This window comes from Polynucleobacter sp. AP-Elch-400A-B2 (genome assembly GCF_018688355.1).
GTDB lineage: Bacteria > Pseudomonadota > Gammaproteobacteria > Burkholderiales > Burkholderiaceae > Polynucleobacter.
This window is the reverse complement of sequence record NZ_CP061317.1, coordinates 581,996-607,438: the sequence shown is the minus strand read 5'-3', so window position 1 is coordinate 607,438 and position 25,443 is coordinate 581,996. Positions and strand designations below refer to the sequence as shown.

Annotated in this window: 26 protein-coding genes; 11 read left to right on the top strand and 15 right to left on the bottom strand. The window is 47.0% G+C overall.

Annotated elements, in window-relative coordinates:
* Positions 1–9: 9 nt before the first annotated feature.
* The 3 genes from ald to FD977_RS03185 form a co-directional block, all read right to left on the bottom strand.
* Positions 10–1,128, bottom strand: coding sequence for an alanine dehydrogenase (ald, locus tag FD977_RS03195; protein WP_215306270.1), 1,119 nt, complete (start codon positions 1,126–1,128; stop codon positions 10–12).
* Between the two features lie 10 nt (positions 1,129–1,138).
* Entirely contained in the window at positions 1,139–2,464 is a 1,326-nt protein-coding gene (locus FD977_RS03190) for an amino acid permease (protein WP_305849427.1), read from the bottom strand.
* A 305-nt stretch (positions 2,465–2,769) separates the two neighbouring features.
* Positions 2,770–3,519, bottom strand: coding sequence for a ThiF family adenylyltransferase (locus FD977_RS03185; RefSeq protein WP_215306266.1), 750 nt, complete (start codon positions 3,517–3,519; stop codon positions 2,770–2,772).
* 22 nt (positions 3,520–3,541) lie between these two features.
* Between FD977_RS03185 and pdxH the strand changes: the two genes are divergently transcribed.
* Entirely contained in the window at positions 3,542–4,177 is a 636-nt protein-coding gene (gene pdxH / locus FD977_RS03180) for a pyridoxamine 5'-phosphate oxidase (RefSeq protein ID WP_215306264.1), read from the top strand.
* A 3-nt stretch (positions 4,178–4,180) separates the two neighbouring features.
* Here the strand turns inward: pdxH and msrA are convergent, their stop codons facing one another.
* Positions 4,181–4,753: a peptide-methionine (S)-S-oxide reductase MsrA gene (msrA, locus tag FD977_RS03175; RefSeq protein WP_215306263.1), complete on the bottom strand. Its 573-nt coding sequence runs from the start codon at positions 4,751–4,753 to the stop codon at positions 4,181–4,183.
* A gap of 51 nt (positions 4,754–4,804) precedes the next feature.
* Here msrA and FD977_RS03170 point away from each other — a divergent pair, with 51 nt between their 5' ends.
* From FD977_RS03170 to FD977_RS03160, 3 genes are all read left to right on the top strand, one after another.
* Entirely contained in the window at positions 4,805–6,208 is a 1,404-nt protein-coding gene (locus tag FD977_RS03170) for a coniferyl aldehyde dehydrogenase (RefSeq protein WP_251369528.1), read from the top strand.
* A 252-nt stretch (positions 6,209–6,460) separates the two neighbouring features.
* The gene (locus FD977_RS03165) at positions 6,461–8,041 is read left to right on the top strand and encodes a DEAD/DEAH box helicase (protein ID WP_215306261.1); all 1,581 of its coding nucleotides are present in this window, start codon (positions 6,461–6,463) and stop codon (positions 8,039–8,041) included.
* Positions 8,042–8,043: 2 nt separating this feature from the next.
* A complete protein-coding gene (locus tag FD977_RS03160; RefSeq protein ID WP_215306259.1) occupies positions 8,044–8,616 on the top strand; it encodes a chorismate lyase in 573 nt (190 codons plus the stop codon).
* Here the strand turns inward: FD977_RS03160 and FD977_RS03155 are convergent.
* Entirely contained in the window at positions 8,613–9,422 is an 810-nt protein-coding gene (locus tag FD977_RS03155; protein ID WP_215306257.1) for a uroporphyrinogen-III synthase, read from the bottom strand. The genes FD977_RS03160 and FD977_RS03155 overlap by 4 nt on opposite strands.
* A gap of 36 nt (positions 9,423–9,458) precedes the next feature.
* A complete protein-coding gene (hemC, locus tag FD977_RS03150) occupies positions 9,459–10,439 on the bottom strand; it encodes a hydroxymethylbilane synthase (RefSeq protein ID WP_215306256.1) in 981 nt (326 codons plus the stop codon).
* A gap of 43 nt (positions 10,440–10,482) precedes the next feature.
* Here hemC and argH point away from each other — a divergent pair, with 43 nt between their 5' ends.
* The 3 genes from argH to FD977_RS03135 are packed head-to-tail and all read left to right on the top strand — an operon-like array spanning position 10,483 to position 13,987.
* Complete coding sequence (gene argH, locus FD977_RS03145) at positions 10,483–11,901, top strand: argininosuccinate lyase (RefSeq protein WP_215306255.1); 1,419 nt, start codon at positions 10,483–10,485, stop codon at positions 11,899–11,901.
* A gap of 5 nt (positions 11,902–11,906) precedes the next feature.
* The gene (locus tag FD977_RS03140; protein WP_215306254.1) at positions 11,907–12,458 is read left to right on the top strand and encodes a TRAP transporter small permease subunit; all 552 of its coding nucleotides are present in this window, start codon (positions 11,907–11,909) and stop codon (positions 12,456–12,458) included.
* Positions 12,455–13,987 (top strand): TRAP transporter large permease subunit, encoded by a 1,533-nt coding sequence (locus tag FD977_RS03135; RefSeq protein WP_215306252.1) that lies wholly within the window; start codon positions 12,455–12,457, stop codon positions 13,985–13,987. Before FD977_RS03140 ends, FD977_RS03135 begins: the two co-directional genes overlap by 4 nt.
* A gap of 17 nt (positions 13,988–14,004) precedes the next feature.
* On the opposite strand, the gene FD977_RS03130 is transcribed toward FD977_RS03135, so the two are convergent.
* From FD977_RS03130 to FD977_RS03110, 5 genes are all read right to left on the bottom strand, one after another.
* Entirely contained in the window at positions 14,005–14,268 is a 264-nt protein-coding gene (locus FD977_RS03130) for a Txe/YoeB family addiction module toxin (protein ID WP_215306250.1), read from the bottom strand.
* Positions 14,258–14,515 carry a type II toxin-antitoxin system Phd/YefM family antitoxin gene (locus tag FD977_RS03125; RefSeq protein WP_215306249.1) on the bottom strand — a complete coding sequence of 86 codons (258 nt, stop codon included), beginning with the start codon at positions 14,513–14,515 and terminating at the stop codon, positions 14,258–14,260. The genes FD977_RS03130 and FD977_RS03125 overlap by 11 nt, the downstream gene beginning before the upstream one ends.
* Before the next feature lie 118 nt (positions 14,516–14,633).
* Complete coding sequence (locus FD977_RS03120; protein ID WP_215306247.1) at positions 14,634–16,901, bottom strand: arginine/lysine/ornithine decarboxylase; 2,268 nt, start codon at positions 16,899–16,901, stop codon at positions 14,634–14,636.
* A gap of 48 nt (positions 16,902–16,949) precedes the next feature.
* Positions 16,950–17,516 (bottom strand): dCTP deaminase, encoded by a 567-nt coding sequence (gene dcd / locus FD977_RS03115; RefSeq protein ID WP_173959774.1) that lies wholly within the window; start codon positions 17,514–17,516, stop codon positions 16,950–16,952.
* Positions 17,517–17,557: 41 nt separating this feature from the next.
* Positions 17,558–18,400, bottom strand: a complete 843-nt coding sequence (locus tag FD977_RS03110) for a formate dehydrogenase accessory sulfurtransferase FdhD (RefSeq protein ID WP_215307023.1) — start codon at positions 18,398–18,400, stop codon at positions 17,558–17,560.
* Between the two features lie 133 nt (positions 18,401–18,533).
* Between FD977_RS03110 and metG the strand changes: the two genes are divergently transcribed.
* The 4 genes from metG (at position 18,534) to panC (ending at position 22,266) form a co-directional block, all read left to right on the top strand.
* Positions 18,534–20,204: a methionine--tRNA ligase gene (metG, locus tag FD977_RS03105; protein ID WP_215306245.1), complete on the top strand. Its 1,671-nt coding sequence runs from the start codon at positions 18,534–18,536 to the stop codon at positions 20,202–20,204.
* Between the two features lie 151 nt (positions 20,205–20,355).
* Entirely contained in the window at positions 20,356–20,544 is a 189-nt protein-coding gene (locus FD977_RS03100) for a DUF3460 family protein (protein WP_215306243.1), read from the top strand.
* On the top strand, positions 20,537–21,418 hold the full coding sequence (locus tag FD977_RS03095) for a ScpA family protein (RefSeq protein WP_215306241.1): 882 nt from the start codon (positions 20,537–20,539) through the stop codon (positions 21,416–21,418). The genes FD977_RS03100 and FD977_RS03095 overlap by 8 nt, the downstream gene beginning before the upstream one ends.
* The gene (gene panC, locus FD977_RS03090; protein ID WP_215306239.1) at positions 21,415–22,266 is read left to right on the top strand and encodes a pantoate--beta-alanine ligase; all 852 of its coding nucleotides are present in this window, start codon (positions 21,415–21,417) and stop codon (positions 22,264–22,266) included. Before FD977_RS03095 ends, panC begins: the two co-directional genes overlap by 4 nt.
* 16 nt (positions 22,267–22,282) lie before the next feature.
* On the opposite strand, the gene FD977_RS03085 is transcribed toward panC, so the two are convergent.
* The 4 genes from FD977_RS03085 to frc form a co-directional block, all read right to left on the bottom strand.
* Positions 22,283–22,564 carry a hypothetical protein gene (locus FD977_RS03085; protein ID WP_215306237.1) on the bottom strand — a complete coding sequence of 94 codons (282 nt, stop codon included), beginning with the start codon at positions 22,562–22,564 and terminating at the stop codon, positions 22,283–22,285.
* Between the two features lie 15 nt (positions 22,565–22,579).
* Positions 22,580–22,921 (bottom strand): hypothetical protein, encoded by a 342-nt coding sequence (locus FD977_RS03080; RefSeq protein ID WP_215306235.1) that lies wholly within the window; start codon positions 22,919–22,921, stop codon positions 22,580–22,582.
* 170 nt (positions 22,922–23,091) lie between these two features.
* Positions 23,092–24,024 carry a methionyl-tRNA formyltransferase gene (locus tag FD977_RS03075; RefSeq protein ID WP_215306233.1) on the bottom strand — a complete coding sequence of 311 codons (933 nt, stop codon included), beginning with the start codon at positions 24,022–24,024 and terminating at the stop codon, positions 23,092–23,094.
* Between the two features lies 1 nt (position 24,025).
* Positions 24,026–25,273 carry a formyl-CoA transferase gene (gene frc, locus FD977_RS03070; protein WP_215306231.1) on the bottom strand — a complete coding sequence of 416 codons (1,248 nt, stop codon included), beginning with the start codon at positions 25,271–25,273 and terminating at the stop codon, positions 24,026–24,028.
* Positions 25,274–25,443 lie beyond the last annotated feature (170 nt).

Sequence of the window (25,443 nt, the reverse complement as noted above, 5' to 3'; positions counted from 1 at the left end):
CTGAAGTTACTAGGCCACTAATAACTCTTCTGCTAGTACAAAGTCGACTTTCTGTGCTTTAGCAACTGGTTCGGATGTGAGCTTACCCCGATGAACACTTAAACCATTTCTCAGATGATGATCATGAGACAGCGCCTTTACCATACCCCTGTTTGCCAAGGCCTCAATGAATGGGTAAGTGGCATTCGTTAAAGCAAAGGTGGAGGTTCTAGCAACAGCTCCTGGCATATTCGCAACGCAGTAGTGCAGCACACCATCTACGATAAAGGTGGGATCAGTGTGTGTAGTAGCTTTTGATGTCTCAAAACAACCACCTTGGTCAATTGCCACATCCACCACTACTGCGCCCGTCTTCATTTTTCGCACCATCTCGCGGGTTACTAGCTTTGGTGCTGCGGCACCAGGTAACAACACGGCACCAATCACCACGTCTGCTTCACAAACCTCGAGCTCTACCAAAAGTGGATCAGCATAAAAGGTTCTCACACGATTGCCATACAGCATGTCGATCTGTCTTAAGCAGTCGATATTACGATCAAAGATACACACATCTGCACCCATACCAACAGCCATCTGTAGCGCATTACGACCTACTACCCCGGCACCCAATATGACTACCTTTGCGGGAGCTACGCCAGGGACACCAGCCATCAATATTCCCAATCCTCCATTTGTTTTTTCTAAATGCGTTGCAGCCGCTTGTATAGACATCCGCCCTGCAACTTCACTCATTGGAGCCAGAAGCGGTAAAGCACCACTAAATGAAGTTACTGTTTCATAGGCAATACAACTTGCACCCGATGCGAGCAATGCTTTGGTCTGTTGTGGATCCGGTGCTAGATGTAAATAAGTAAAGAGAAGTTGATCCTCACGCAACATGGCACATTCTTGAGGCTGAGGCTCCTTGACCTTCACGACCATCTCCGCCTTAGCAAAAACTTCAGCAGCGCTATTGATTAAAGTAGCGCCAGCCAAGCGATAAGACTCATCGCTTAAACCAATTTGCTCACCTGCTCCACGTTGCACCAAGACAGAATGGCCTTGCTTACACAAACCCCTGACATTGCCTGGGGTCAAGCCAACACGAAATTCATTATTTTTTACTTCTTGAGGTACGCCAACAATCATTTATGTCTCCTTATTTGAATGCACGACTGAGTTTTGTTTTGCGATGCAAGCCAACGATGTAAAACATGGCGAGATACACACCTAATAAGCACGGACCTAAGACCAAGGCAATCCGCGCATCCTCATGAAAGCCCATCAACACCACTACCAAGGCAATAAATACCAATGCGAACCACGAGGAATAGGGCCACCAAGGTGTGCGATATGCCAACTCAGCAACCTGGACTTTTGTTAGTGAACGACGAAACTGAATTTGCGTGATCAAAATAGCAATCCACACCATCAACCCTACAAAGGTCACTGCGGCCATGATGTATTGGAATGCCTTATCTGGAACAAAGTAGTTCAGCACTACGCCGGTCATACAAACCCCTACAGTAGCTATCACCGCACGATGGGGAACGCCATACTTCGATAACTTGGCAAATGGCGAAGGTGCGTACCCATTGGCTGAGAGTGCGTATAGGAGTCGCCCACCACTAAAGATGCCGGCATTGCAAGATGACAAGGCAGCTGTGATCACTACGAAGTTAATAATTCCAGCAGCTTCACGTAAACCAATGCGCTCAAACATCACCACGAATGGACTGCCTTGTTGACCAACCTCGTTCCAAGGGAAGATCGCTAGGATGACAAAAATTGCGCCCATGTAGAAAATGAGGATGCGCCATGCCAATGAATCAATTGCCATCGGAATAGTTTTTTGTGGATTCTCTGCTTCACCAGCAGATAGGCCAATCATCTCAATGCCAACATACGCAAATAGGACCATCTGCAAAGAGAGCAGCATTCCACTAATACCATTAGGGAAGAAACCACCGTGTTGCCACAAGTTAGCAAGGCCAATCGGATTCCAGTCATTAGTAAAGCCAAAGAAAATGACTGAGCAGCCCAAGGCAATCATGGCAACAATGGCGACTACTTTGATGAGAGCAAACCAAAACTCAAACTCACCAAATACTTTGACAGCAATGAGGTTGATCAGGCCCATCATCACAATGGAAGATAAAGCCCAAATCCACTGCGGTGTCTCAGGAAACCAAATTCCCATATAAATACCAACCGCAGTGACTTCAGCTATACCAACGACGATCCAGTAGGTCCAGTAGCCCCACCCGACCATATAGCCAGCAAGCGGTCCTATATAAGTATTGGCATAAGCCGCAAATGAACCTGCGACTGGTTCATGCACTGCCATCTCACCCAAGGTACGAAGCACGATGAAGGCCACGATGCCAGCTAGAAGATATCCCAATAAGATTGAAGGTCCTGCGATTTGAATCGCACTTGCCGAGCCTAGAAATAATCCAACGCCAATAGTGGACCCCAAAGCCATGAGGCGAATATGCCGCACTTTGAGGTGGCGCTGTAAACCAGTTTGTTCAGTCTGCAAAAGAGACCTCCTTTCGATTTGTCGTTGGTAAATCACCAACGAAGCAAAGTCTAGGGAGGACTGCGCATCTGTACTAGGGGATGAAAATGCGCAAAGTACTTAAACGAATAAATGTGATGCGCCATAAATGAACGATCTGCATCAGCGAGGGCGCAATGGGGTATTAATAAATTGGGGATGACAGCAGAATCCGTAATTTCCTACAGGGATTCCCCTTAAGAATTGATAGATGGATTTGAAAGAATGGCTTACTGAGTAGCAATCAGATTTAAAACTTCAGCAGCAGCGGCTAAACCACAAGCTGCCGTAACCATCACGGTAGAACCATAACCAGAGCAAGCAAGGCCGCCACTAGCAGCACCAGCGCGAGGCTCATGAGAGTAGATTGCGCGAATACCGATTTTTCTTTTTAAATTTCTAGAAAAGCCATGATCTTGTCGGAGGCCTTGACGTACCTTCGCTAGCAAAGCATCTTGCTCAGTTCGCGAAAGGTCATCGCAGCGCACAGAAGTTGGATCTGACTTTCCGCCAGCAGCACCACACATGACTAAAGCGCGCTCATTTTTGTTCGCCCACACAGCCAAAGCAATTTTGGTTTGTACTGAATCCGTGGCATCTAAAACAATTGCCTTTTCCGGAATCAAGATATCTAGATTTTCTGGCTCCAAAAATCCGTCATGGGTAGTCAACATGATCTTGGGATTAATTTGGCGAATGCGATCAGTCATAACCTGTACTTTTGCCTTGCCATATTGACCCTCTAAGGCATGCAGTTGTCGATTGGTATTGCTTTCAGCGATGTGATCAAAATCGATGAGGACGAGATGTCCGATAGCAGTGCGAGCCAATGCTTCAGCGGCCCATGATCCCACTCCACCCAATCCAGCCACCACCACTGTTGCATGACGAAAGCGCTCACGCAGCTCTGAGCCGTATAGACGAGCTACTCCCCCAAAACGACGATCCTCCAAACTGTCTTCTAACTTGTCTTCTGCCATAGACTCTCTTTATACTGAAAAAATGGACTCTATTGCTCAACTCCGCAAAAACTATACCTTCGGCCAGCTTTCAGAGACTGAGGTTTCATCTAATCCACTAGACTTATTTCAGGTTTGGTTTGATCAGGCTGTCAAAGCGGAATGTCCCGAACCCAACTCCATGACTTTGGCAACTGCCGATTCAGCCGGCAATCCATCAGCCCGTATTGTCTTACTAAAAGGCGCAGATAGTACTGGCTTCACCTTCTTTACTAATTATGAAAGCCAAAAAGGTAAAGAGCTGGCTGCTCGCCCACACGCTGCCTTGTTATTTCATTGGCACGAGCTAGAGCGTCAGGTTCGCATCAAAGGGCTTGTTGAACGCGTTAGCCCTGCCGAGAGTGATGAATACTTTCACTCTCGACCAGCAGCATCTCGCATTGGTGCCTGGGCTTCACCACAAAGCTCCGAGATTCCCAATCGCGAATTTCTGGAGGAAGCTGAAAAGCGTTTTGCAGCAGACTTCGGAGATAAGCCACCACGCCCAGAACACTGGGGCGGATATCGACTACACCCTACGGAGATTGAGTTCTGGCAAGGCCGTCCTTCACGCTTGCATGACCGTATTCACTATCAACTTGAGGATGCTCAATGGCGCATTACTCGCTTAGCGCCGTAAAATCTAGCGAAACTCTGGCGCAATCAGAGATTGAAACTTCGCTCTGAATTTCGCTAATTTAGGAGCAACGACTGCCATGCAGTAGCCCTGTCCTGGATGCTGACGAAAATAATTCTGGTGATATTCCTCTGCCGGATAAATAACAGGCGCCACATCAATTTGCGTCACCACCGGATTGGAATAAATTCTGGCACTCTCTAGCTCTTTCACTACTTCATGAGCAGTTGTATTTTGGGTGTCACTGTGAGTAAAAATCACTGAACGGTATTGAGTACCGCGGTCGTTACCTTGGTAATTCAAGGTGGTTGGATCATGAATCACAAAGAAGATTTCCAATAAATCACGGAATGACACTACCGTTGGATCAAAGTAAACGTCGACGATTTCAGCATGTCCTGTTTGGCCAGAGCAAATAGATTCATAGTCTGGGTTTAGCATCACCCCTCCCGCATATCCTGAAACCACAGCACTGACGCCGGAGATTTGCTGGTAAACCGCTTCCAGACACCAGAAGCAGCCGCCACCCAAAGTAGCGCGCTCAAGGGATGAGTTGTTTTTAGAGGTAGTTTCGTTCATGGCTTTATCCTAATACCTTATTCAATCATTTGCTTGCCTCTATATAACCCTATGTCGATCAATCGCTTCACACTCCAATTAGATGAAATCAAGGCAGCCTATGCCTCAGAACCCAACCCTAGCTTAGAGGTTCGCCTTGGGCGCATTAGCCGAATAGAGCAGATGATTGCCATCAATGAAGAAAAGATCTGCAAAGTATTGACTGCGGATTTCGGCAATCGCCACCCTATTGAGAGCCGTCTACTTGAGTTTCAGATGATTTATCAGGCTTGCAAACATGTCCGCAAGCACCTCAAAGAGTGGATGAAGCCTCAGCTAGTAGCAACACCAGGATTTTTAGGCTCATCTCAGGCTTGGACTCAAATGCAGTCGATGGGAGTCGTGGGCATCATGAGTCCTTGGAACTATCCAGTGCAGCTAGCACTTGTCCCAGCCATTGCTGCCTTTGCAGCGGGTAACCGTGTTTGGCTCAAGCCTTCGGAGAGAAGTTCACGCACCTCTGGATTCTTGGCGACCTTGATTCAAGAATATTTTCACCCAAGTGAATTTTGCGTTAGCGTTGGCGGTACTGAAGTTGCAGAATCCTTTGCTGCATTGCCATTTGATCACCTCTTTTTTACTGGCTCAGGAGATATTGGTAAGAAGGTCATGCGCGCAGCTGCAGATCATCTCACTCCAATCACATTAGAGCTTGGTGGTAAATCACCAGCGATTGTTGACCCTTCAGCTAATCTTAAAGAGGCTGCCGCTAGCATTGCTTACGGCAAGCTAGTGAACGGTGGCCAGACCTGTATTGCACCTGACTACGTAGTGATTCACGCAAGTGATTGCGAAGGGTTTGTTCAAGAGTTGCAGAATGCAGCCCAAAAACAATTCTCCAACCCAGCAGAGTTCACTAGCGCCATCGACGAGCATCAACTAACACGTTGGCATCATCTTGTTCAAGATGCTGTGGATCGTGGCGCACAGGTCATCCGACTCATTGCCTCTACTGACAATGTTGAGTTGCCATTCACTCCGGTAGCTCTCCGCAATGTTCCCGAAGATGCACTCATCATGCAAGAAGAGGTATTTGGCCCTATTTTGCCAATTGTGACAATCAGCGATATCGATTCCACTATTCGCTACATCAATCATCGTCCAATGCCATTAGCTCTATATTGGTTTGGTAAGAGCAAAGAGGTAATGAAGCGTATTCTGAATGAAACTCGCTCTGGCGGAGTAACAATCAATGACACCCTTCTACATGCAGCTGTAGAGGATTTGCCATTTGGTGGCATCGGCGCAAGCGGTATGGGCGCTCATCACGGCAAAGCCGGTTTTGAGGCATTTAGCCATCGTAAATCTGTCTTAGAGGTTCGAGGTTTCTTTGGTCTTCATTTTTTACGTGGCACTCAATTGACAAGACCACCCTACGGTAAAGGTGTTGAGCGCCTATTGCGCTGGCTGCGTTGAGGGCCTTAGTTGTAATTAATTCGGGATAACCCTTGTAATACGCTTCTTAAAATGCCATAATTGGAGGCTTTTTAAAGCAATTTGATTCATCGCCCCCCAGCTATATTTCAGCGTATCGTTTAGAAGTCATAAACACCGAATTTACAAAACGCGCTGCCGCCTGTCTGATGGTCGATGCCTTTGACCATCACACTCAATAAAAAACAGAGAGTGTATACACGGAGACATCCCATTAACGGGATGTGTAATAGCATGACTTTTTCTAAAGAAACCAATCCAGCTGGAACTGAATTCCAGACTTTCGCCCTCGCGGCGCCACTCCTTAAAAACGTTGCTGAGCTGGGTTACACCCAAGCTACCGAAGTACAAGCTCAGGTTATTCCTGCTGCTCTTGCTGGTGGTGACTTGTTGGTCAGCAGCCAAACTGGTAGCGGTAAAACCGCAGCCTTCTTATTGCCTTTGATTAATCAACTCATTGAAGACAATCCAAACGGCTCACCTGTACCAGGCCGCGCACAACCTAAAGTGCTAGTGCTCTGCCCTACTCGTGAATTAGCGCAACAAGTTGCCGCTGATGCAGTGAACTTAGTTCGCGGCATGAAAGGCATTCGCATTGCAACCGTCATGGGTGGCATGCCTTACGGTAAGCAAATCCAAGCGATTAAAGGTGCAATGTTAGTTGTTGCAACTCCTGGTCGTTTACTTGATCTGACCGACAGCAAAGCAATTCGCTTAGATGACGTGAAGCAACTGGTTATTGACGAAGCTGATCGTATGCTCGACATGGGATTTGCTGATGACCTCGAGGCAATTGATAAGCGCTGCGCTAATCGCACCCAAACTTTGATGTTCTCCGCAACTTTTGCGCCAAAGATTATGTCTTTAGCTAATGAGCTAACCAGTAACGCTAAGCGTATTGAGCTGGCTCATGCTGGTGAGAAGCATGCAAACATTGAGCAGAAGCTACACTGGGCTGACAGCATGTCACACAAGCATAAATTGCTAGAGCACATTTTGGCTGATGCCTCCTTGGATCAAGCAGTAGTGTTTGCAAGCACTCAAATTGAAAGTGAAAAAATTGCTGACACCCTACGTGCCAACGGCTACGAAGCTAGTGCCTTACACGGTGCTATGCCTCAGGCTGTACGTATGCGTCGTCTTGAGTCATTGCGTAAAGGTCACACCAAGATTTTGGTTGCGACTGACGTAGCTGCTCGTGGTATTGATGTGCCACGTATTAGCCACGTAATTAACTTTGGCTTGCCAATGAAACCAGAAGACTATACGCACCGCATCGGTCGTACAGGTCGCGCTGGTCGCAATGGTGTTGCTATCACTTTGGTTGAACATCGTGATCGCGCCAAGATTCGTAATATCGAACGCTTTACACAGCAAGACATCGTTGCTTCAGTCATCGCTGGCCTCGAACCACAAGCCAAGCCTAGCTTTGGTGGTGGTGGCGGTCGCCCAGGTGGCGGTCGTTCTGGTGGTGGCTTCGGCGGTGGTAATCGCTCTGGTGGTGGCGGTGGTGGTCGTTATGGATCTGGTGCTCGCTCAGAGTCTCGCTCTGGTAGCGGTGGCGGAGGCGGTGGTAATCGCTCAGGCAATCATTTTGAATCCCGCTCTAGCGATTCACGCCCTGCTAGTGACTCACGCCCATCCGGTGATTCACGCCCTGCTGGCGCTAATCGTTTTGCTGATTCACGCCCTACGCGCTCTGGCGACTCACGTCCTGCTAACGGCAATCGCTCTGGTGACTCACGTCCGTCCGCTGGTCCACGTTTTGGTAAACCCAAAACTGGCGGTCAACGCAGAAGCTTTAGCGGTAACTAAAAATGGTTCACCGTCGTCGCCTCCGTTCTTCATGGAATCGAGTCGATTCCGGTGAATTGCATCAAGCGCCACGCCAGTGGCAGCCTTGGCTTAGCGATACCGGTTCTTTAACCCAAAAAATTGAACGTGCAATCGGGCAAAAACTAGAAGTAGTAGTTTTGCGTGATTGCCGTCAAAACCTGAATAGCGACGAGAGTCGCTATTTTCGTTTCAGGATCAAGCGTTGTCGTATCAGAGAAGTACTACTTTGTGCTAATGGCATTCCCCTGGTGATGGCACATAGCATCATCCCCAGTACTAGCTCGAGCGGCAGCAATCATGAGGTTCTGCGCTTAGGTAAGAAACCATTAGGTGCAGTGCTGTTTGCCAAAACACGCATGCGCTCCCACAAGAAACCACCCCGAGAGATTGCTCGCCTTGATAAGCAAAGCGCTCTATGGAAAAAATGTTTTCAGCAATATACAGGCTTGCCACAGGTCAGCTGGGCAAGACGTACGCTATATCAACTGAAAGGACGCCCACTCTTGGTGAGTGAAGTTTTTCTGCCAGCTCTTCTCAACTATCCTGCTAATTAAATAGAGAGCCAAGCTTGCGATGCGGCAATCAAAGCCTCATCTCCAGGCTCACAAGTCAATACCTCACCAAAACCGATTTGCTTAGCCACATCGGCAATATTGTGATGCGGGCAAATGGCTGAAGCGAGATCAAGTGGTAATTTTGCTTGACCCAAATACCTTACAGCCTCCGATGAAGTCAGAAGCCAAAGTGATTTAGCAAACTCCATCTCATAAATTTCACTCCAGGCCGAGCTGTTCATATCCAAAGGAACGCGGGCATAGACTGAAAATGCTTCAACTTGCGCACCAGCGTTTTTTAAAGTGTCGGCCAGCCAATCGCGCCCGCCCTCACCTTTAAAGATGATGACTTTTTTAGTGGGCCAATGCCAGTGCAGATTCTGTAATTCAGTCCACAAGCCCTCCGAATCCCACTGCGTATTATTCTGAGGAAGAATGACTTTCGCGGGGTTACTTTCAAGACCAATGCCATGATTTTTGAGGGCTGCCATGCTACTACCACCCATAACTCCTATGGGTACAGGCTTGTTTGACAACTCTTGCCAGGAACACTCCAATAAACGCATCGTGCATTCAATGGCATTTGGACTAACAAAGATAGCTAAGTCTGCAGTCTGTAGCGCTGCAGTAATCTGCTCCACCAAAAGATCATCACCCTTTGGGGCGATAGTCAGCAAGGGTAAAGAAATGATTTTGGGGATAGATTCGGGAGTAAAGCCGCTATTACGCAAGCTCACCTGAAGCGCCTCTGACAACTGACGCGCCTGTCCACTGGGGCGCGTAATGACAATGGTCTTATTACTCATCCGCAGCTTGTCTAATGGACTCTTACTTATAAATTCTTATTTAGGCAGGCCATTAGGCAATAAACGCTCAGCACCTTGAGCAATCAGATCTCGCGCTACTGATAGACCTAAAGCTTCTGCATCATCTAGACTCTTTACGGCACCTTGAGCGCTAGCTAGGCAACTTGCAGTGCCATCTACGCTAGCAACAAAGGAGCGGATATTCATATGATCTTTATCCCAAGTAGCATATGCAGCTAAAGGTACCTCACAAGAACCGCCTAACTGACGCGACACCATGCGCTCAGCGGTTACTGCATATAAGGTTGGCAAATCATTGAGCGGCGCAAGCCACTCTTTAATTTTGGGATACTTAATCAGGGTTTCGATACCAAGAGCACCTTGACCAGCAGCTGGCGTATAGGGATCAATGGGTAGTAAAGCCCGGATACGACTTCCTAAACCCAATCGCTTAAGACCTGCAGCAGCCAAAATAATTGCTTGGTACTCGCCGCGATCGAGCTTAGCCATGCGGGTATCTAAATTGCCACGCAAAGGCTGGATCACCAAATGCGGAAATCTGGATCTCAGAACGGACTCTCGTCGCAAACTAGAAGTGCCCACTACCGCACCTTTTGGTAAATCCTCTAGGCTGGCATATTCATTAGAGACAAATGCATCATGAGCATCTTCCCGCACCATCACACAGGACAAATCAAAGCCCTCTGGCATGACCATAGGAACGTCTTTTAGAGAATGCACCGCCAAATCTGCCCGACCATCTTCTAGGGCGGTTTCGAGTTCTTTTACAAATAAGCCCTTACCACCCACTTTAGAGAGGGCTTTATCCAGTATCTGGTCACCTCTGGTGGTCATACCTAGGATCTGTACATCGCATGCCGGATAGAGCTTTTTAAGGCAATCCCGGAGGTGTTCCGCCTGCCACATAGCGAGGCGACTCTCACGGGAGGCGATTACTAGGCGATCAGGGGTGCCAGGGTTGGAGGTTGTAGGGCTAGAAATAGGGGTTTGGGACATAGCATTTAAAATGATTAAAGATTTACATCAATATACTGCGTTTATGAGCTCATCAAAAAATTCCCTTTCCAACAAAGCCCAAGCCTGGTCGGCCCGGTTTAACGAACCTGTTGACGAACTAGTTCAACGTTATACCGCCTCTATTGGTTTTGATCAACGATTTGCATTGGTGGATATTGCCGGATCTTTAGCTCACGCTGAAATGTTAGCTACTCAAAAGATTATCGGCGCCCAAGATTTGGCGGATATTCAAAAGGGTATGGCTCAGATCAAAGCCGAAATCGAAGCTGGTGAATTTAACTGGCAACTCGCACTGGAAGATGTGCATCTGAATATCGAGGCTCGCCTGACCGAATTGGTTGGCGATGCTGGAAAGCGTCTTCATACCGGTCGTTCGCGTAATGACCAGGTGGCGACTGATTTGCGCCTGTGGTTGCGTGGCAGCGTTGATGAAATCGCAGCCACCCTCAAAACCCTCCGTCTTGCCTTGCTCAATCTTGCTGAGACTCATGCTGCCACGATCATGCCTGGCCATACGCATTTACAAGTAGCCCAGCCAATTACTTTTGGTCATCACTTAATGGCCTATTACGAAATGTTTAGTCGCGATGCGAGCCGCTTGGCTGATCTGCGCGCCCGCTTTAATCGTTTACCGCTCGGTGCAGCTGCTTTGGCTGGAACCACTTATCCCATTGATCGCGAGCAAGTTGCCAAGATTTTAGGTTTTGATGGTATCTGCAATAACTCTCTTGATGCAGTATCGGATCGCGACTTTGCAATTGAGTTCTGTGCCTTCGCATCCATCTTAATGATGCACGTGTCACGCCTGTCTGAAGAACTAGTGCTGTGGCTGAGCCCCCGCTTTGGCTTTATTGATTTGCCAGATCGCTTCTGCACCGGTAGTTCGATCATGCCGCAGAAAAAGAATCCGGACGTACCAGAATTAGCACGTGGCAAAACTGGTCGCGTCTACGGTGATTTGATTTCTTTATTAACCTTAATGAAGAGCCAGCCATTGGCATACAACAAGGATAACCAAGAAGATAAAGAGCCTTTGTTTGATGCGGTGGATACGGTACAAGATACCTTACGCATCTTCGCTGATATGGTTCCCCATATTCAGGTGAAAGCCGATGTGATGAAGGCTGCTGCTGAAGAGGGATTCGCAACCGCCACTGACTTGGCTGATTACTTAGTTAAAAAAGGTTTGGCTTTTCGTGATGCTCACGAAGCAGTCGCTCATGCAGTGAAGGCCTGTGTAGGCCGTAACTGCATGCTTACTGATTTGTCACTCTCTGAATTGCGTTTTGCTTGTGGCTTAGATAGCCGCCCGGAGCTTATAGGTGATGATGTCTTTACTCTACTGACTGTGGATGGCTCCGTGAATTCTCGTCAGCATGCTGGCGGTACTGCTCCAGCACAGGTACTTGCCGCAATTAAACGGGGTCGTGCAGATCTCTAATCCGCATGGGCTTTTGGGGAACGCTCTCAACCGGAATTGACCGCCTAAATCAATTCCTTGGCAAGGCAGCTGGCATTATGATTTTGCTGTCTTGTGTAGTATCAGCTGTTAATGCTCTACTTCGCTACAGCCTAGATATCAGCAATAACTGGCCACTAGAATTACAGTGGTATCTGTTTGCTGCCGCTGTCATGCTGGGGGCCGCATACACCCTTAAGCGCAATGAACATGTTCGAGTCGATTTAATTTACTCGCAGCTCTCTGATCGCGGACGTCTTTATATAGACCTCTTTGGCTTGATTGTTTTTTTATTACCCGCTTGCCTTTTGTTTACCTGGCTATCTTGGACTACATTGTTTTACCCGTCCTGGTTAGTATCTGAGCATTCACTTAATGCAGGTGGTTTATCACGCTACCCCATTAAGTTTGTTGTGCCTTTTGGTTTCTTCATGCTGAGTCTTCAGGGGCTATCAGAAATCATTAAACGCATTGGCGCCCTTAAAGGTAAAGCAACATTACCCGCTGTCGACCTCCATTATGAAAAGCCCATGCAATGATTCCACTTGAATGGATGCCACCGCTGATGTTTAGTGGACTCATTGTGTTTATGCTGATCGGCTTTCCGGTGGCTTTTTCTTTAATGGCTGCGGGATTATTTTTTGCCGGCATTGCAATTGCTGAGAATTTCTTTGGTATGCCGTTTTTGCAAGCCATTCCCCAGCGCATCTTTGGCAGTGTTCTGGCTAACGATCTACTTCTAGCAATCCCATTCTTCACCTTCATGGGCGCAATCTTGGAACGCTGCGGCCTTGCAGAAGAAATGCTGGACTCCATGGGTCAGCTCTTTGGGCGTATACGGGGTGGGCTTGGTTACTCCGTAATTATTGTGGGATTTATTTTGGGGGCAATTACCGGCACCGTAGCTGCTCAGGTGATCGCTATGGCAATGATTTCCCTGCCGGTGATGATGCGTTATGGATACAACATGCGCTACGCTACGGGCGTTTTAGCAGCCTCTGGGACTATTACCCAGCTAGTACCACCCTCTTTGGTGCTGATTGTGTTGGCCGACCAGTTAAAGACTCAAAGCGGCAGCGCCGATGTGGGCAGCATGTATCTAGGCGCTTGGGGCCCTTCGCTACTGCAAATTGGTCTTTTTGCGCTCTACACCTTTTTCCTTTCTCGCTTTAGACCTGATTACCTTCCAGCCGCCCCAGAAAATGAGCTCACTCTCAAAGGCTGGGCGCTCTGGAAGAAATGCCTATTAGGAATTATTCCCTCGGCGGCGTTAATTTTCTTGGTACTGGGAACCATCATGACTGGCATCGCCACCCCAACTGAGTCTGGTGCCATGGGGGCGATGGGTGCACTCATCTTGGCTTGGATGCGCAGGGCCAGCATTCCCAATCTCAAGGGCTTGATACAGCAAGCTTATCAAACCACCATGCGCATTACCGCTATGGTGGTATTTATCTTGATTGGTTCAACTTGCTTCTCAGTCGTCTTTCAAGGTGTTGATGGCGGTCGCTGGGTAGAAGCATTATTTTCAGATCTACCAGGAGGCTGGATTGGATTCTTGGTTGCTGTAAATCTGTTTGTTTTTTTCTTGGCATTCTTCTTAGACTTCTTTGAAATCGCTTTCATCGTTGTGCCGCTGCTTGCACCAGTCGCAGTCAAACTACTTGCACCAGTATTGCTTGCCTCCATGAACGGTAACCCCCAAGCAGCTGCTAGTGCCGCACTGGTGTGGTTTGGTGTCATGCTGTGTGTCAATATGCAAACCTCATTCATGCACCCCCCATTTGGGTTTGCACTGTTCTATCTGCGTGGTGTGGCACCCAAGGAAGTCAAGAGTAGCGATATCTACTGGGGCGCATTACCTTGGGTTGTTCTGCAGCTCATTATGGTTGTGATGGTTGCAGCATTCCCAGCCTTAGTCACCACCTTACTAGATAAGCCTGTAGCAGTAGTGCCAAGCCAAGACTTTAATTTCACAGGAAATGAAGAGGCTAAGCCAAACTCATTACCAAGCAAGGCTGATGAAGATGCGCCGGTAATCTTTCAGTTAGATAAGCCAGGCAAATAACCATCTTCAATCCACTATCATTGATAGTGATATCGGCAAGCAATAACCACAAGCTGATCTTTCTCGATGGCGTAGACAAGACGGTGAACATCATCAATTCGTCTAGACCAAAATCCCGATAGACTTTCCCTTAATTCCTCGGGCTTTCCAATGCCATCCTCAGGATTTCGCATGGCATCTTTTATAAGCGCATTAATACGCCTTAAAGTTTTTTTATCTTGCCCTTGCCAGTAAACGTAATCAGACCATGAAGCACTTGTCCATACAACCCTACTCAGCATCTACAAGATTCTTTTCTTTGGTTTGCCCTTTTCGATATTGCGCCAATGATTTCTCCAAATGTTTTACGTTAGCTGGAGATTTTAATAAATGGAGTGTTTCCATCATGCTGTTATAGGTATTCAAAGACATCACCACAGCATCATCAGCATCCCTACGAGAGATGATGGCTACATCGCAATCACTCACTACTTGATCGATTACTTGTTTAAATTGGTTTCTTGCGTCAGAAAAATTAATTACTCTCATGACTCATCCTTACTTGTTCAATATATTGTACAAGTATAGTTAAAAGCCTCTTCATACGCAAGCAAAAAAATACCCCGCAAAAGCAGGGTATTAAGAGGGATTGATTACTTAAACTAGATTACAAAGTGATATCTGGCTCCTGCCTTACGCAATCAACATAGTACTCGCTACTTCCATTGATATCACCCTTTACCAATCCATGGATATCAGTTTCAAAGCCTGGGAATTGCGCATTGAAGTCACGGGCAAAGTAGAGATAATCAATGATGCGTTTGTTAAAACGTTCACCCGGGATCAGGAGTGGAATACCTGGAGGATATGGCGTTACCAACATGGCAGTAATGCGATCTTCAAGTTGATCCAAAGGAACACGATCCACTTTTTTGTGCGCCATCTTTGCCCAAGCCTCTGAAGGCATCATCGCTGGCACCATATCGGAGGTATACATCTCTGTAGTCATACGGGCTACATTACGACCCTTATAGAACTCATGAATCTGCTGGCAAATATCTTTGAGGCCTACGCGCTCATAGCGAGGGTGTTTGGCGACGAACTCTGGCAATACTTTCCATAATGGAGCGTTCTTATCAAAGTGGTCTTTAAATTGCTGTAGCTCGGTTACCAGAGTATTCCAGCGACCCTTGGTGATACCGATGGTGAACATGATGAAGAAGGAGTACAAACCGCACTTCTCTACGATCACGCCGTGCTCAGCCAAGTACTTGGTCACAATACTTGCCGGAATACCCATGGAACCGAAGTTACCTTCAACATCTAAACCAGGCGTCACTACAGTCGCCTTGATGGGATCAAGCATATTGAAGTCTTTGGCCACCTTACCAAAGTCATGCCAACTGGCATTAGGCTCCAGAATCCAATCTGAACGTTCGCCAATACCCTCTTCAGCTAAATGATCTGGACCCCAAACCTTGAACCACCAGTCAGCACCAAACTTATCATCCACTTCACGCATAGCGCGGCGGAAGTCCATTGCCTCAGCGATAGATTCCTCAACGAGCGTAGTACCGCCAGGCGATTCCATCATGGCAGCAGACACATCGCAAGAGGCGATGATGGCGTACTGGGGGCTAGTAGAGGTATGCATCAAATAAGCTTCATTGAAACAGTCGCGATCAAGCTTCGTATCTTCTGCGTCCTGCACCAATACCTGTGAAGCTTGTGAGAGACCGGCCAGCAACTTATGAGTCGACTGGGTGGCAAACATCAAACTCTTCTTAGTACGCTTGCGATCGTTACCGATAGCATGCATGTCTTTGTAGAAAGGATGAAATGCAGCATGCGGCAACCAAGCTTCATCGAAATGCAATGAATCGACTTTGCCATCGAGCATGTCTTTAATCATCTCGACGTTGTAGACGATGCCGTCATAAGTACTTTGCGTGAGGGTCATGACACGTGGCACGACGTTCTTATCCTTAATGAAGGGGTTGGCATCAATTTTCTTCTTGATGTTTTTCCACTCAAACTCTTCTTTAGGAATCGGGCCAATAATGCCGAGGTGATTACGCGTTGGCATCAAGAAGATCGGAATCGCACCCATCATCGTGATCGAATGAATCACAGACTTGTGGCAGTTACGGTCTACCAGCACTACATCACCAGGGGCAACGGTAGAGTGCCAAACAATTTTGTTGGATGTCGATGTACCGTTTGTCACAAAGAATAAATGATCAGCGTTGAAAATACGTGCAGCGTTGCGCTCGCTTTGTAAGACGGGGCCAGTGTGATCTAACAGCTGACCTAATTCTTCTACTGCGTTGCAGACGTCAGCGCGCAGCATATTTTCACCAAAGAATTGATGGAACATACGCCCTACCGGGCTCTTCAAGAAAGCTACACCACCAGAGTGCCCAGGGCAATGCCACGAGTAAGAGCCTTCAGAGGCGTAATTAGTTAAGGCACGGAAGAATGGGGGGGCTAATGAATCTAGATAGACCTTTGCCTCACGAATAATGTGGCGCGCTACAAACTCTGGCGTATCTTCATTCATATGAATAAAGCCGTGCAACTCGCGCAAGATGTCATTGGGCATATGGCGTGAAGTGCGAGTCTCGCCATACAAGAAGATGGGAATATCTTCATTGCGTTTACGTACTTCAGTAATAAAAGCACGTAAATTATTTAGTGCAGGCAAGTCATGATCTTCGGAGTCAGAAACAAACTCCTCATCATCAATCGATACAATAAAACTAGAAGCGCGGGAGGCTTGTTGGGCAAAGGATGTGAGGTCACCATAGCTAGTTAAGCCAATCACTTCCATACCCTCGTTTTCAATCGCTTCCGCTAAGTCGCGAATACCCGAACCTGAAATGTTTTCAGAGCGAAAGTCCTCATCAATAATGATGATTGGAAAACGAAATTTCATGTGTACCCTTTAAAGTCGCCAATGCGGCGATTAAGCAGATTAAGCAGATTAAGTCTTCGGCAGAGTAACGCCGACTTGGCCTTGATACTTTCCACCACGATCTTTGTACGATGTGCCACATACTTCATCGCTTTCAAAGAACAGAACTTGTGCGCATCCTTCGCCAGCATAAATCTTTGCAGGCAATGGGGTCGTATTAGAAAACTCGAGTGTGACGTAACCTTCCCACTCAGGCTCGAATGGGGTGACGTTCACAATAATTCCGCAACGCGCATACGTACTCTTACCAACGCACACCGTTAAGACGCTGCGTGGGATTTTGAAGTACTCAACCGTTCTTGCCAAAGCGAAAGAGTTTGGCGGAATGATACAAACCGGACCCTTGAAATCGACAAACGATTGCTCATCGAAATTCTTAGGATCAACGATAGTGCTGTTGATGTTCGTGAAAATCTTGAACTCATCAGCACAACGAATGTCATAGCCATAGCTTGAAGTGCCATAGCTCACAATTTTTTGCCCGGCGGCATCATGGCGGACCTGCCCAGGTTCAAATGGGCTGATCATGCCTTGCTCGCCCATGCGGCGGATCCAGTGGTCAGATTTAATAGTCATGGCCGAATTGTAAAACCATCACGGGCCAGATGCCCACGAATTTACGAGGCGGCAGGTGGAGAGGTAAAAATTACCCTCTCAGGGGCATTAAAGATCTCAAAATGCTTCCCAGAACAACGGGATAGTAAGGTGAGATTGGTCTTGCGGGCAAGCTCCAGCCCCATTAAGGTCATGCCAGAGCGAGTCATGAGAAAGGGGATGCCCATCTGAGCACCTTTGATAACCATCTCCGAGGTGAGGCGTCCAGTAGTAAAGAAGATCAGGTCTTTGCCTGGCTTGTCCGCTAGCCACATCAGCCCAGAGATCGAGTCAACGGCATTGTGACGCCCAACATCCTCAATAAAATGGAGGAGGCGAACCTTGTTATTACCATCCCGCTCAAATACAGCACAAGCATGAACTGAGCCAGATTTTTTGTAGATGGTGTCATGAACTCGAATGCTATCAACCAGATCAACGATGGCCTCTTGGGTTAATTGAGGGCCATCCGGCAATCTCATCTCTGCCATCTCCTCAATCAAACCACCAAACATGGTGCCTTGGCCACAGCCCGTCGTTACAACGCGCTTGCTGGTGAGGGCGTCAATGTCAACCGTACTGCGATGAGTTTTGACTGCTGCAGAATCGGTTTCCCAATCCACCTGAATACTCGCGATATCGTCTGGCGACTCCACTAGACGTTGATTACGCAAATAGCCCAAAACTAAGGCCTCAGGGGCGCTCCCTAAGGTCATCAGGGTGACCACTTCGCGCTTGTCTAAATAAATGGTGAGAGGCCGCTCCCCAGGGATGTGGGTGGTCTTGATGCGCCCTGCCTCATCCATGACCTGCACCTCGTGCACCATGGGCACGGAAGCGTGAGACATCTGAATGTTGTGGGGCAAAGCCATAAAACGCCTCTTGAATAGGTTCAAATCGGTGTTAACTTTAACCGCAGACTAAAATTGGTGCTGAAATGAGGCCCCAAGCCCCATAATCTGGTATTCCCATTTGTTAAATTTTTCTATTTAAGTACGCATGAGTAGCCCCAAACGTCGCCTGCTAGTTACCTCCGCCTTACCTTACGCCAATGGCCAGATTCATATTGGGCATTTAGTGGAGTATGTCCAGACAGATATTTGGGTTCGCTTTCAGAGAATGCGTGGTCACGAAGTGCACTATGTTGGCGCTGATGACACCCACGGCACTCCAATCATGTTGCGTGCCGAAAAAGAGGGCATCACCCCGAAAGAACTCATTGCCAATGTTTGGAAAGAGCACAAGCGCGACTTTGATGATTTCTTAATCTCATTTGATAACTACTTCACCACAGATAGCCCTGAGAATGAAAAGCTGTCTCAAAGCATCTATCTCAAGTTACGTGATGCCGGCTTAATTGAAATGCGCTCGATTGAGCAAGCCTACGATCCCGTTAAAGAAATGTTCTTGCCAGATCGCTTTATCAAAGGCGAGTGCCCTAAGTGTGGAGCCAAAGATCAGTACGGCGACTCTTGCGAAAAGTGCGGAGCAACTTACTCTCCAACAGATTTGAAAAATCCGTTCTCAGTAGTAAGCGGTGCAACACCCATTAAAAAAGTTTCCGATCATTACTTCTTTAAGCTATCCGATCCGCGCTGCGAAACTTTCTTACGTGACTGGACTCAGGTAAGAACCCCGCTACAACCTGAAGCTCGCAACAAAATGAAGGAGTGGGTTGGACAGCCCGGAGAAAGCAAGCTAGGCGACTGGGATATCTCCCGTGATGCCCCCTACTTTGGCTTTGAGATTCCGGATGCACCAGGCAAATATTTTTATGTGTGGCTTGATGCGCCGATTGGCTATTACGCCAGCTTCCTCAATTACTGCCAAGCTAAAGGTATGAACTTTGAAGAATGGGTCAGGCCAGATACAACTACCGAGCAGTATCACTTCATCGGTAAAGATATTTTGTATTTCCACACACTCTTTTGGCCAGCAACCCTGCACTTTGCAGGCTACCGCACGCCAACCAATGTGTTTGCTCATGGCTTCCTCACGGTCGATGGCGAGAAGATGAGTAAGTCACGTGGTACTTTAATTTCTGCGCATAGCGTCATTGAATCTGGATTTAATCCTGAGTGGTTCCGCTATTACTTTGCAACCAAACTCAATGACAGCATGGAAGATTTGGATTTAAATCTCCAAGACTTTGTTGCTCGCGTGAATAGCGATCTACTAGGCAAGTACATCAATATTGCCAGTCGCAGCGCTGGTTTCTTGGTAAAGCGTTTTGGTGGTGTCGTTTCTGATGCGGCAATGAGTAATCCACTGCTTGCTGACATTGCATCTGCTAGTGAAAAAATTGCTGACCTGTACGAGGCTCGTGAATATGCCAAAGCATTGCGCACCATCATGGAACTGGCTGACAAGGTCAATGCTTTTGTTGATGAAAACAAGCCCTGGGAAATCGCCAAAGATCCTGAGCGCGAGTCTGACTTACAGCGAGTCTGCAGCGTCACCTTAGAGGCATTCCGCTTATTGAGTCTTTATCTCAAGCCAGTACTGCCACAAGTCACAGCCGGGGTTGAGGACTTCCTCTCTGTGCCAGCGATGACTTGGAATGACGTTAAAACACCTCTCTCCAGCCAAAATCCGATCAAACCCTATAAACACCTCATGACGCGCGTTGAAGCGCCTCAAATCGAGGCTTTATTGGCTGCAAATCTCTAAAAATAGGGTCAAAAGAGCGAATTTCTAGGAATTAGCCAAAAAGTCGGCAGGCTTGTAGGAAAAATCGTTAATAATGATGGCCTAAGTAATACATTGCTTCGCAGTAATTTTTTGTAAGTTATTGAATTAAATAAGAATTTTAGGAAATATGATGGCTAGGTATACATCCGAATTCACCCAGTTCTTAAATGAGCTCAAATCTGAGAAACCAGATCTCGAGGCTGGCCAGCAAGCTGGTCGCGCACTCCTTTGGGATAAAGAGCCTTTGACTATTGAAGATCAACGTCGTGCTCAGGCAGCCAAATTAAAACAACGCGCTTACGTGTATTCGAATGACTAACTCGAGCAATGACTTGGGAGCAGAGCCAAGCGTTCAAACCGAGCTGCTTGATAGCACACCATCGGTTACCGACGGGATGTCTTCGGCTTTCGCCAAACTGTATGGTGAGCCACTATTTAAGCTGCCAACAGATCTCTATATTCCACCTGATGCTCTAGAAGTTTTTCTAGAAGCATTTGAGGGCCCACTCGATCTTCTGCTTTATTTGATTCGTAAACAGAATTTCAATGTGCTTGATATTCCAATGGCACAGGTGACTCAGCAATACTTGAGTTACATTGATCAAATCCGCCATCACAACCTAGAGCTAGCTGCTGAGTATCTATTGATGGCTGCTATGTTGATCGAGATTAAATCTCGCATGCTATTGCCAATGAAGAAGGCTGATAGCGATGAAGAGGTTGAAGATCCACGCGCCGAATTAGTTCGTCGCCTCTTAGAATACGAGCGCATGAAACTGGCTGCTCAAGAGCTTGACCAAATTCCACAACAAGGACGTGATTTCCAAATCGCTCATGGATACGTTGATACCACTGTTGCAGTGACTTGGCCTGAGGTCAATCAAGATGACCTACAGATGGCTTGGCGTGACGTGTTACACCGCGCAAAACTGAATCAACACCATACGATTACCCGTGAAGAGTTGTCTGTTCGCGATTTCATGACACGTATCTTGCGTCGCCTACAAAACACGCGCTTCGTCGAGTTTGGTGAGCTATTTGAAGAAGCCATTAAATCCGGCAAAGGCATTCCGGTGGTCATCGTAAACTTTATTGCGATGCTTGAGCTCTCACGCGAAGCTCTGGTTGAAATTACCCAAGCAGAGCCATACGCTCCAATCTACGTACGCCTTGCCTATACCCCTGTTGCATGAAAATTATTAGCGATATACAAGAGTTGCGCGACCACTTGCGCGGACAAAATCGTGCCTCTTTTGTGCCAACTATGGGCAATCTCCATGAAGGTCATTTATCGCTGATGCGTCTTGCCAGGCAACATGGAGATCCAGTAGTCGCCAGCATCTTTGTGAACCGCCTACAGTTTGGTCCAAATGAAGATTTTGATAGCTACCCGCGCACTATGCAGGCAGATATTGATAAGCTCGAAAAAGAAGGTGTGTACATCTTGTTTGCACCCACTGAGCGCGACCTATATCCGCAGCCTCAGGAATATCGCGTAGATCCGCCACAGCAACTAGGCGACATCCTTGAGGGTGAATTCCGTCCCGGCTTCTTTAAAGGGGTTTGCACTGTTGTACTCAAGTTACTTTCTTGCGTACAGCCCAAAGTAGCAGTCTTTGGTAAAAAAGATTACCAGCAACTGATGATTATTCGCCAGATGGCTAAACAGTTTGCCCTCCCAGTTGACATCATCCCGGGTGAAACGATTCGCGCCGAAGATGGCCTTGCCCTCTCCTCTCGTAATGGTTATCTCTCTATTGAAGAACGTCTAGAAGCGCCCGAGCTTCAAAAAATCTTGAAGGAAGTTCGTACACGCGTATTGGATTTGAATGAGCGTAGTACCCAGTCACTGATTGAGATTGAAAAACTTGCTATAGATCTTTTAGCAGGACGCGGCTGGCAGCCAGACTATATTGCCATACGTCAGCAAAGCGATTTAGCTCCAGCCTCAAATGAGAGCCTTCAAGCTGGCGAGCCGCTAGTAATTCTGACAGCTGCAAAGCTGGGCAAAACTCGTCTGATTGATAACTTGGAAATTTAATTCAAAAAGAATAGGTTTAACTTCTCACTCTCTCAACTGAGAGTGCCCTCTTATCAACGATGAGGACTTGCTCACTTGGGCAAATTAGTACATTGCGATAACGCGCAGGTACATATTCAAATGGACCGGCATTAGCAACCTTCCATCTACTACCGTCATACAAAGTGAAGATATCTCCTGGATTGCCGTAAAAGGTGATGGGTTCTTTGATAGTTGATTTATAACAAAGGACGCTATCCTCTTTCGAGGGTTGGGCAAGGGCTAACGTAGACATCGATAGCAATCCCAATAAATCCATGCTCTACATAAAAAATCATTTCTTACGGGCTGAGGTCAGCATTTCTGAGCATTCATTTAACCAAGAGATCCCCAGCTTGGTTGGTAATATATATTTGCGCCGGCCATCTTCTTTGCAAAGCTCAGTCTTAATCAGTTTTGAGTCAATTAATAGCTTTGTAATTGAATGTAGAGTTGCTTGGGATGCAATCTCCTTCATCAGTATGAGATCCAAGACTGAGAGGGTCACACCCTCCATATGGGCAGTTAGGACGGCCTCCAACACCTTGACCTGCTTGTATTCGGTCAACTTATAACGCTTATTGATCTTCCTGATGGAATTGGAAAAATGCAGGTATTTAAGGCATGGTTCAGACATCCTTAAATCGTATTCTCCTTAGGGGTATTCACCAAGAAGAATCGAAAGTAACTTTTATATTTATAAAGTACTACTTTTATAAAAAAAATAATTAATTTTGTTCGTTATCGCACATCACAACAACGTATCAGAGCGCTAAGGTAGGGCGTAATTATTCGTGCCTAATAAATCTACAACGAGAAAAACTGACCCACTTCTAGATTTAATTCCTTAGCTAATTCAGCACCTGTTACTTTCCCTGCGGCACCTTTTGCTTTAAGGACTTCGATTTGTCCGCCATGACAGGCCACGAAGAATGAGTCCAAAGTAATTTGGGTGATTTCACCAGGCTTGCCCTTTACGGCGCTAAAGGTAGCTACTACATGCTTATGGCAGTCGTAGATCTGCACTTTTTGCTCGCCAAATTTAGCCCAAGCGCCGGGCGCTGGATTAGCCGCACGAATTAAGTTGTAGATCTGATTAATATGGGTAGCCCAATGGATTTGAGCAGCATCCACACCGAACCAGCCCTCGTAATTCGCCTTTGATTCATCTTGAACAACTTCTTGATGTTTGTTGGCAACTACTAGATCAGCAGACTCCAGTAGCGCTTTAACGCCCAATGGAAATAATTTATCAAAGTAGACTTTTCCTAAAGTGTCGTCAGGAGCAATTACCACTTCTTTTTGCAAGATCACTTCACCCTCATCCAAACCATCAGATGGGCGGAAAATAGTTAAGCCCGTCTTCTCCTCACCCAATGCGATCGCCCAGTTAATTGCGCTGGGGCCCCGATATTTCGGCAGTAATGATGGGTGATATTGAATCGTGCCGTGCTTAGGAATCTTACAAAGCTCTTGTGGCACGAACTGCAGCACATAGGCCATGACACAGATATCGGCCTTGCTATCAATCATCGCTTGTGCTGCTTCAGGGCCCTTGAGAGACGCAAATTGCAAAGGCGTTAAACCCTTTGCAATAGTAGCCTCTTTCAAAACCTCAGGCTTAGTCGATTTAGGATTATCCGGCGGACAAAATACGGCAACGATCTCATCGCCACGATCTAAAAAAGCCTCCAAGGCCGCCTTACCAAAATCAGCACTACCAATCAGCGCAACCCGCATCTTAGATCACCTTATCGTGGCGTAGAGCAATCAGCTCGTCGGTTGAGTAACCCAGTTCACTCAGAATTTCATCAGTATGCTCGCCCAATAATGGTGAACGTGTGACGTCAGTTGGGCTATCAGACATCTTAATTGGATTACCTACAGTCAGGTACTTGCCACGAATTGGGTGATCTACTTCAACTACAGTTCCAGTCGCACGCAATGCAGGCTCTTCTGCGATTTCTTTCATCGACAAAATAGGGCCGCAAGGAATATCGTATTTATTCAGAATATCCATGACTTCAAACTTAGTCTTAGTCATTGTCCATTTCTCAATTTCACCGAAAATTTCCATCAAGTGTGGCAAGCGAGCCATTGGTGATGCAAAACGCACATCCGTAATCCAATCTTCACGACCGATCACTTTACATACTGCCTCCCAAACTGGAGCTTGCACGATGACATACATATAAGAGTTTGGATCCGTTTCCCAGCCTTTGCATTTCACAATCCAGCCTGGTTGACCGCCACCAGAGGCATTACCAGCGCGGGGCACAGCATCACCAAACTCTCCATTGGGAAACTGTGGGTACTCTTGCATCAAGCCGTTACGCTCTAAGCGCTGTTGATCACGCAACTTCACGCGACATAAATTCAATACAGCATCTTGCATCGCTGCCAATACTTTTTGACCACGGCCAGAGTGTGTGCGCTGATATAAAGCCGTAACGATACCTAGAGCCAAATGTAATCCCGTACCGCTATCGCCAATCTGCGCGCCAGTCACCATTGGAGGACCATCATCAAAACCGGTAGTAGATGCTGAACCACCAGCACACTGCGCTACGTTCTCATACACTTTGCAATCTTCGTAAGGGCCAGGACCAAAACCTTTTACTGAGGCCATGATCATCATTGGATTGAGTTCCTGAATGCGCGCCCAAGAAAAACCCATGCGATCTAATGCGCCAGGAGCAAAGTTCTCAACTAGCACATCACACTCTTTAATCAGGCGTTCTAGAATTTCTTTACCCTTAAGAGTTTTAGTATTCACAGTGATTGAACGCTTGTTATGGTTCAGCATTGTGAAATACAAACTATCCGCATCCGGGATGTCGCGCAATTGACCACGGGTAGCATCACCCTCACCAGATTTTTCTACTTTGATTACATCAGCACCAAACCAAGCGAGCAGCTGAGTGCAGGTAGGTCCAGATTGAACGTGCGTGAAGTCAAGAACCTTGACTCCTTCTAATGCTTTTGCCATGATTGAAGCCCTAATAAGAATAAAATTTTGAATTGAAACAATTTTACCAGCGCCGGATTATGGTGCATTACGGGATGCCTATTTATTGGGCATCCTCGCTTTTAATGCCCGAGAATAGCCATTTGGCTACAGACTGAGGGCTTTTTTAAGATCGAGCAAGAGCTCTTTGT

What these genes read in the sequence shown, in the direction of transcription:
- FD977_RS03155 (WP_215306257.1), bottom strand. Translation starts at nt 9,422, where the DNA reads ATGAGTAATAAGACCATTGTCATTACGCGCCCCAGTGGACAGGCGCGT.
- FD977_RS03085 (WP_215306237.1), bottom strand. Translation starts at nt 22,564, where the DNA reads ATGGATTTATTGGGATTGCTATCGATGTCTACGTTAGCCCTTGCCCAA.
- pdxH (WP_215306264.1), top strand. Translation starts at nt 3,542, where the DNA reads ATGGACTCTATTGCTCAACTCCGCAAAAACTATACCTTCGGCCAGCTT.
- ald (WP_215306270.1), bottom strand. Translation starts at nt 1,128, where the DNA reads ATGATTGTTGGCGTACCTCAAGAAGTAAAAAATAATGAATTTCGTGTT.
- FD977_RS03125 (WP_215306249.1), bottom strand. Translation starts at nt 14,515, where the DNA reads ATGAGAGTAATTAATTTTTCTGACGCAAGAAACCAATTTAAACAAGTA.
- FD977_RS03075 (WP_215306233.1), bottom strand. Translation starts at nt 24,024, where the DNA reads ATGCGGGTTGCGCTGATTGGTAGTGCTGATTTTGGTAAGGCGGCCTTG.
- FD977_RS03160 (WP_215306259.1), top strand. Translation starts at nt 8,044, where the DNA reads ATGGTTCACCGTCGTCGCCTCCGTTCTTCATGGAATCGAGTCGATTCC.
- argH (WP_215306255.1), top strand. Translation starts at nt 10,483, where the DNA reads ATGAGCTCATCAAAAAATTCCCTTTCCAACAAAGCCCAAGCCTGGTCG.
- FD977_RS03120 (WP_215306247.1), bottom strand. Translation starts at nt 16,901, where the DNA reads ATGAAATTTCGTTTTCCAATCATCATTATTGATGAGGACTTTCGCTCT.
- metG (WP_215306245.1), top strand. Translation starts at nt 18,534, where the DNA reads ATGAGTAGCCCCAAACGTCGCCTGCTAGTTACCTCCGCCTTACCTTAC.
- FD977_RS03135 (WP_215306252.1), top strand. Translation starts at nt 12,455, where the DNA reads ATGATTCCACTTGAATGGATGCCACCGCTGATGTTTAGTGGACTCATT.
- FD977_RS03095 (WP_215306241.1), top strand. Translation starts at nt 20,537, where the DNA reads ATGACTAACTCGAGCAATGACTTGGGAGCAGAGCCAAGCGTTCAAACC.
- FD977_RS03165 (WP_215306261.1), top strand. Translation starts at nt 6,461, where the DNA reads ATGACTTTTTCTAAAGAAACCAATCCAGCTGGAACTGAATTCCAGACT.
- FD977_RS03190 (WP_305849427.1), bottom strand. Translation starts at nt 2,464, where the DNA reads ATGGCTTTGGGGTCCACTATTGGCGTTGGATTATTTCTAGGCTCGGCA.
- FD977_RS03100 (WP_215306243.1), top strand. Translation starts at nt 20,356, where the DNA reads ATGGCTAGGTATACATCCGAATTCACCCAGTTCTTAAATGAGCTCAAA.
- FD977_RS03140 (WP_215306254.1), top strand. Translation starts at nt 11,907, where the DNA reads ATGGGCTTTTGGGGAACGCTCTCAACCGGAATTGACCGCCTAAATCAA.
- dcd (WP_173959774.1), bottom strand. Translation starts at nt 17,516, where the DNA reads ATGACTATTAAATCTGACCACTGGATCCGCCGCATGGGCGAGCAAGGC.
- hemC (WP_215306256.1), bottom strand. Translation starts at nt 10,439, where the DNA reads ATGTCCCAAACCCCTATTTCTAGCCCTACAACCTCCAACCCTGGCACC.
- FD977_RS03185 (WP_215306266.1), bottom strand. Translation starts at nt 3,519, where the DNA reads ATGGCAGAAGACAAGTTAGAAGACAGTTTGGAGGATCGTCGTTTTGGG.
- frc (WP_215306231.1), bottom strand. Translation starts at nt 25,273, where the DNA reads ATGGCAAAAGCATTAGAAGGAGTCAAGGTTCTTGACTTCACGCACGTT.
- FD977_RS03080 (WP_215306235.1), bottom strand. Translation starts at nt 22,921, where the DNA reads ATGTCTGAACCATGCCTTAAATACCTGCATTTTTCCAATTCCATCAGG.
- FD977_RS03170 (WP_251369528.1), top strand. Translation starts at nt 4,805, where the DNA reads ATGTCGATCAATCGCTTCACACTCCAATTAGATGAAATCAAGGCAGCC.
- FD977_RS03130 (WP_215306250.1), bottom strand. Translation starts at nt 14,268, where the DNA reads ATGCTGAGTAGGGTTGTATGGACAAGTGCTTCATGGTCTGATTACGTT.
- msrA (WP_215306263.1), bottom strand. Translation starts at nt 4,753, where the DNA reads ATGAACGAAACTACCTCTAAAAACAACTCATCCCTTGAGCGCGCTACT.
- panC (WP_215306239.1), top strand. Translation starts at nt 21,415, where the DNA reads ATGAAAATTATTAGCGATATACAAGAGTTGCGCGACCACTTGCGCGGA.